Genomic DNA, 6,409 nt, shown 5'->3' with positions numbered 1-6,409 from the left:
AATTGACTACAAAGTTGAGTAAGCGAGGTAGTAGCGATTTGTTGATTTAACCATACACACAAAGATAAAAAATGGTGTCCATAACACTTCCGTTTTCGTTTCATTCCGCCTGCTTCTATAGCTAATTGATTCAATGCAGCGGGAGACATATACCGATACAACTCTTCGGCAAATAAAGACAACTCTTGTTTTTGACGCATATTCATAAAAAGCACGTCACCCTTTCTCATTAACATAAGAGAATAGTAACGTGCTTTTAACTTTAAGAATAGCCTAAATGCTTAAGTTGATGGATGTGGGGGACCGCCACATGCCCATCAACTTAAAGTTTTATAGTACCCCCAAAACGAAAATTCTGTGATTGCTATAAAGTATTTGTTTTTGTCAACTTGATGGAAATGAGGCGAGATTCCTAGTTAAAAAAATACAAAAAGAGCCATTAAATGTGGCTCTTTTTGCATGTAAAGGTATTTTGTGTAAAATGTCGAATCGAATTTATAATAATTTAGGTAAAAGTATAATTACAAGCGGTAAAATATTACAATTAATTGATACGGAAACAAATAACACTATCTCTCCTAGCTGTTGGAATATGCAAGATTTTATACAGCTTTTCGGCATATCTGTCACATGACCTAAAGCCGAAAACCCGCATTATTTCGGAAATGTATAGAACCCTGCATATTTCACAATATCTGAGAATAAGAGAAGTATTGATATCATGGGAATTGGGTTCTGGTGCAAATACTTGGGGAAGATATAACGAGGAGAAAAGTTTCCTAGTGGAATCTAGTCTTAAGCAGTAATTCCAAATAATTGATGGATGAACTTCACTTGATTTTGGACAGACTTATCCCGTAAAACAAGTTGCCCTTTTTTTACCATATGCATAGCTTCTATTCCAGAAATAATAGATTTAGCTGTGCGAAAGGATTTCAATCCTAACATCGAACGAACTCGCTTTTTAATAAACCGATGATCTTGTTCCACTATGTTATTGAGATATTTCACTTGCCTTACTTGGATGCCTAATGGCATCTTTTTTTCTTTTCTCAATTCTTCAACTGCTATAGGGTAAGCCGGATTCTTATCGACTGTCACGACACGAGGCTCAGAAATATGAAAAGACTGCAAAGCTTTCTTGAAGAATCGCTTTGCAGCCTTGTGGTTTCTTGTTTTGCTTAGGTAAAAATCGATGGTATTTCCTTTCGAATCGACAGCACGATATAGGTACATCCATTGACTTTTTACTTTGATATATGTTTCATCGACTCTCCAAGAGTCATTGGTTTGCTTGAGATGACGACGGATTCGTTTGTCTAATTCAGGACCATACTGATGAACCCAACGCATGATCGTTGTATGAGCAACGGATAAGCCCCGTTCCTCCATCATTTCCACCAAATCACGAAAGCTCAAGTTGTACCGTAGGTACCATCTTACTGTTTGCAAAATAATATCATGATGATAATGTTTCCACTTGAATAAATTTTGCTTTTCCATACTGATCACATCCTTTTTTAGAGTAGTAGTATCAGTATGTCCAAGATTTAAAGATTAATTGCAAGTGATTTGAAGTTTTTGCACCAGAACCTGGTAGAATCAACCATATATGTAATATCAAAACAAAATTTTCAGGAGGTAAATATGGATACTAAAGTTAGTTGTCAAAAGGTAAATGTTAATGGAATAGAGCTATATTATGAATATATTGATGAGTCGAACAATGGTCCAACGATAGTATTTGATTCTGGATATGGATGGTCGTTAGAGAATTGGCAATCAATTAGAGAAGACGTTTCAAAGTTTGCAAAAATATTTATGTATGACAGAGAAAATATAGGGAACAGTGACAAGGGAAACAACCCTAAACATAGTGCACAAATTGTAAAAAATCTTAGAGTTTTGCTTGAAAAAACACATATTAAGCCTCCTTACATATTAGTAGGACACTCATTTGGAGGGGCAAATGTCAGGTTATATGCAAGTAAATATCCAGAGGAAGTAGCTGGAGTAGTCCTAATAGACTCGTGTCATGAGGATCAAAATAAAGTAATGGTTCCTTTATTTTCAAAAGAAGTACAAGAAGCATATTTCGGGCAATTTATTGTAGAAGGTACTTTTAGTGAACTTGAAGAAAGCCTAGAACAAGTCCGAGGAACCAATATTGGGAGTATCCCACTGATAGTGCTAACTGGTGATACTCAGCCTTTTCATACAACAGAATCTATGGCTGCATGGATGAAATTTCAAAGAGAACTAGCAATGCTATCGTCAAACAGTAAGCATGTAATCGTTAAAGAAGCTGGACACGCTATTCATATTGACAATCCAAAATCTGTTGTAGATGCAATAAGAGAAATGGTAGAAACCATAGATAAATAATTGATACAACTTATTAAACTAATGATACCAGTATTAAATAAAGCACATGTATCTACTTCCGATAACACGACTTATGTTAACAAAAATCCCTTCAGATACTTTTGAGGGGATATTCATATGTATGATTTTGTTGCGAAGGAGTATATGTTTATGAGACAGATAATATATGTGTTTACTTTTCTACTTTTCTTTTTAGTGGGGTGTGTAAGCAGCGGAAACAGCAAAACGAATGATATTTATCTAATACCTGAAGGTTACGAAGGATACGTTTATGCCTTTTATAATGTAAAAGGTGCTCCTGAAGTAAAAAAAGAAGGGGATTATGAAGCTCATACGATCAATGATAAAGGTTATTTTGTTACTTCTACTCCTAATATGGACTACGGTACTGTAACAGATAAGTACTACTATGTAGATAAGAGTGGTAAAAGAACAAAAATTAACTCGAATTGTATCAGAGGTATGGGAACAGGAGGTACAGAGAGGTATGAAGGCGCAGATTCGAAAAAAAAGCTTGAGATCCATTACACGGGAATTGAAATAAGAAAAAAAGAGTGCAGTAAGGAATTTACTGTTTCAAGTAACGGAATGGACAGCGCAGATACAGAGAGAGTTTTGAAGGAAATATTACTTCAATACTACAATATTAGAGAATAGCGCATTTAGAGAAACGTCAGATGGATTGTTGCCCTTACAACTACCGATAACATTGATTATGTAAACAGCAGAGTCGCCTAATAAGGCGGCTCTCTGTTCTTCAAACATGCTTGACTAGAACCAACATGAGCTATTAGCAACAGCTTTTACGAAAATAGCCTTCTTTTATGAAATATCAATATGATGCATTAAAAAGTCATTTAACTTAAAACCACTATGTTCCTCAATGGCTCAATCAACCCCATAATCTGCTCCTTCGCTGCTTGCTCAGGATTCGTACTTTCTTTTCCCTCTTCATGAAAATATGTGATGCCTTCTGTATCCAAAATACATTCAAAATCCAAAAGATAATACTCATCGCTTGTAATCTCCGTATCATATGTACATGTTTCAGATGTAATGAAGTACATCAGCTGCAGTTTTCCATCGTTTCTCGCTAAAACATGAGTATGACTTACATCATTCCGTAAAATCGCCTTAACACATCCATCAATAAACTTCGACTCAGCTTCTTCGTTCATCGCAATAACTGTCAGTTCCATATGTACACCTCACTAATGATATTCTCACGTATATATTACATTTGTTGAATGTAGAAAAATATGGAATTTTGTAAAAGGTCTGTATGGATTTGGTAAAAAAAGAACCGCCTGACTGTAACGTCAAGCGGCCTAAAGAAGGGTACCTTCTAGTATGAAGATTATGAATCATAATAAACTAATACGAATTTTTATGAAAGGTATAATATTAAATTATTTCATTGTATGTTTTTGGTAAAAGAAAACCCTGCTCGAATAAGCAGGGTTTCTATCTATCTTTCACAAGCTATGCCATCGCCATCCCGATCGAGGTGTGAATCATATCCCGGGTCGCCTCTATGAAGGGGAGCAGCTCCAGCCGCTTTTGCTGCAGTACAGTTTTTATAGTATACATTTTGTTTCGGCTGTGGCGCAGGTTGTGGCTGCGGTGCTGGTTGTGGAGCAGGAGTGGAATCAAAGTCGTTATCTTCACACGCTACTCCGTCGCCATCTCGGTCAAGATGTTTCGCGTAGCCAGGTTGTCCTTGATTAATTGGTGCAACACCTGCGTTTCGTGCTTCAGTACAGTTTTTATAAGATACAGTTTGTGCTGGTTTTTGCTCTGGCTGTGGAGAAGCTTGCTGTTTTGGTTTAGCAGCTTCATCATTAAAACCATTATCCGTTGCATAGTTTTCAATGCTCCAAATACCAGATTTTCCAGTACGTGCATGATCTTGAATAGTACGGAATTGATCCACATACTTCGTATTCGGTGGGAATACTGCAACACGAGCATATCCTTTATCCAACAATGCTCCGTTAAATAATTGATTGCCTAACCAAACATAGGCTAAGAGCCGGCCGTATTGATCTCGCTCTTGCGCATCTAGTTCTAGTCCGACTTGCTTGCCGCTTAGTTCATTTTTCGTAAAATCACTTGCTTCAGGTCCCCATGGTTGAACAGGTTTGGATGGGTGTTTGGTTTCTGGCGTATCAACAAGAATCATACGAACTGTTTCTTCTTTACCATCTACCTTTACTTTAATTGTATCGCCATCAATCACTTCTAAAACATCTGCGGTTTTTACATTTGGCTTTACAATAGAGACACCTGCTATTTCATACGCTGCTGGCTTTACTTCTTCTTTTTTTGGTGCTTCTACCTTTGTTTCTGGTTTTACTTCTTCTTTCACTTCTTTAACTACAGGAGTTGTTTCGGTCGGTTTATCTGTTGCACAGGATACCATAGCGATGATTACAAAAAATACAGTTACTCCGATACGAACAGGATTCGTAAAATGTTTGTTTTTCCACATGAAATAGAGCCCAACTGGAAAAAAGAAAATAAGTGAAATAATAACACGAGCTGTTTCTGTGAAATGTCGATGCTTCCACATTAGATACAATCCGACAGGGAAAAAGAAAATTAAAAATAAAATCGTCCAAAATACACTTCTCACAATAACCCTCCCTTTTTATATTTATGTATAAATATTACGATTAAAGTATAACAGAGTAAGGGGTAAGTATTACATAACATTTGTAAAATAAAAGTAAAAATCACCGTTTTGTAGGTGATTACCAAGGTAGAGATCAGGTTAGATGAGGGGTAGACTTGGGATACCTCTAGTATAGAAACTCCGATTACTAAAAAGGGTTCTGGTGCAAAGATAATTTATAAAAAACGTAGGATATGAATTTTCTGCTAACTTACAGTTTTTGAAACATCCCAAGCCGGTAAAAAAGACCCCGATTTCTCGTGAAAGTCGGGGTCTGCCTATTCCACTAACGCACCCGTTTGTTGAAAAGGAAAAGGCTTAAAAATTCTTAATAGCACATTTCCACTCTTCCTCTAAAATCGCGTAATAATACTCATCCCACCATTCATTGCCTTTTGGAATACATTTCTTAAAAAATCCTTCCCTTCTCATTCCAATCTTCTCCATAACTCGATATGAAGGAATATTCTCGGGTTGACACGTAGCTATAATCCTATGTAAATACATTTTTTCAAAACCAAATTCTAAGATAGCTTGTGCTGCTTCAGAAGCATACCCTTTATTTTGGTAGTTTGGATTAAATACCCATCCAATCTCATAAGTATGCTTACCAAAATACTTATGAAAAACAATGTGCCCAATAAGAATATCCTTATCTATTATTACAACAGGAAATTTCTCAGCATTATGACCAATGTTTTTATTTACAAACTCTTTTGCATCTTCTTCAGTAAAAACCCCTTCTGGTATATATTTCATAACATTAATATCCGATGTATATTCATATACAGCATGCCAATCATTTAATTCAAATTCACGTATCAATAATCTTTTTGTTTTTATGTACATTAAACTAACTCCTATCAAAAATAAAAATACGAATCCTTTTTCTTTGATTCAGTATTAAGACAACAATAACCTCTAAAAATACTAATTCTTCTTCAACAATCCTGCCCCTTTAATTCAATAAGAAAATGAATAACATTCATTAACAGAACCAAAAAACCTACATCGTTGATGTAGGTTACATAATCAGTGTTATCGGTAGTTCATCCGTTCATAAAGGTATAGAATTCGATACATTTATACAAAAATCTTTAATTCGTTTTATATAGTTTAAAACTTAGTTTTTTTGTTTTATTTAAACTTATTAATAACTTTAGTAATGAAATAAAGAAACCAACCATACAATGAGATGAAAGATAAACCAAATACTAGTAAAAAACATAAAAAATATGGAAAAAAAGAAATTGAAAGTTAATACGCCCTTCCAACCTTCCTTTTTACGTAAAGAAATAGATGAAAAAATAACGGAAATCATCAACGGAACTAATAAAGCAAAAAAGATAT

General features: G+C 35.2%; 6 protein-coding genes and 1 pseudogene. 2 read left to right on the top strand and 5 right to left on the bottom strand.

The window, feature by feature from the left end; genetic code table 11:
• A pseudogene (locus tag H540_RS32470) lies at window positions 1-206 on the bottom strand (IS4 family transposase); the annotation flags it as partial.
• Window positions 207-795: 589 nt separating this feature from the next.
• Complete coding sequence (locus H540_RS0121055) at window positions 796-1,503, bottom strand: IS6 family transposase (RefSeq protein ID WP_028402264.1); 708 nt, start codon at window positions 1,501-1,503, stop codon at window positions 796-798.
• 144 nt (window positions 1,504-1,647) lie between these two features.
• On the opposite strand from H540_RS0121055, the gene H540_RS0121050 reads away from it, so the two are divergent.
• The gene (locus H540_RS0121050; protein ID WP_028402263.1) at window positions 1,648-2,385 is read left to right on the top strand and encodes an alpha/beta fold hydrolase; all 738 of its coding nucleotides are present in this window, start codon (window positions 1,648-1,650) and stop codon (window positions 2,383-2,385) included.
• A 117-nt stretch (window positions 2,386-2,502) separates the two neighbouring features.
• Window positions 2,503-3,042 carry a DUF6843 domain-containing protein gene (locus H540_RS30525; protein ID WP_051317228.1) on the top strand — a complete coding sequence of 180 codons (540 nt, stop codon included), beginning with the start codon at window positions 2,503-2,505 and terminating at the stop codon, window positions 3,040-3,042.
• Between the two features lie 200 nt (window positions 3,043-3,242).
• Here the strand turns inward: H540_RS30525 and H540_RS0121040 are convergent, their stop codons facing one another.
• The 3 genes from H540_RS0121040 to H540_RS0121030 all read right to left on the bottom strand — a co-directional run bounded on the left by H540_RS0121040 (window position 3,243) and on the right by H540_RS0121030 (window position 5,908).
• Entirely contained in the window at window positions 3,243-3,584 is a 342-nt protein-coding gene (locus tag H540_RS0121040) for a hypothetical protein (protein WP_028402262.1), read from the bottom strand.
• Between the two features lie 269 nt (window positions 3,585-3,853).
• Window positions 3,854-5,020 (bottom strand): excalibur calcium-binding domain-containing protein, encoded by a 1,167-nt coding sequence (locus tag H540_RS0121035; protein ID WP_051317227.1) that lies wholly within the window; start codon window positions 5,018-5,020, stop codon window positions 3,854-3,856.
• Between the two features lie 357 nt (window positions 5,021-5,377).
• Window positions 5,378-5,908 carry a GNAT family N-acetyltransferase gene (locus H540_RS0121030; protein WP_028402260.1) on the bottom strand — a complete coding sequence of 177 codons (531 nt, stop codon included), beginning with the start codon at window positions 5,906-5,908 and terminating at the stop codon, window positions 5,378-5,380.
• Window positions 5,909-6,409 lie beyond the last annotated feature (501 nt).

The sequence above is a fragment of the Ectobacillus panaciterrae DSM 19096 genome (assembly GCF_000430785.1).
Classification (GTDB): Bacteria; Bacillota; Bacilli; order Bacillales; family Bacillaceae_G; genus Ectobacillus; species Ectobacillus panaciterrae.
This window is presented reverse-complemented; position numbering and strand designations above follow the sequence as displayed.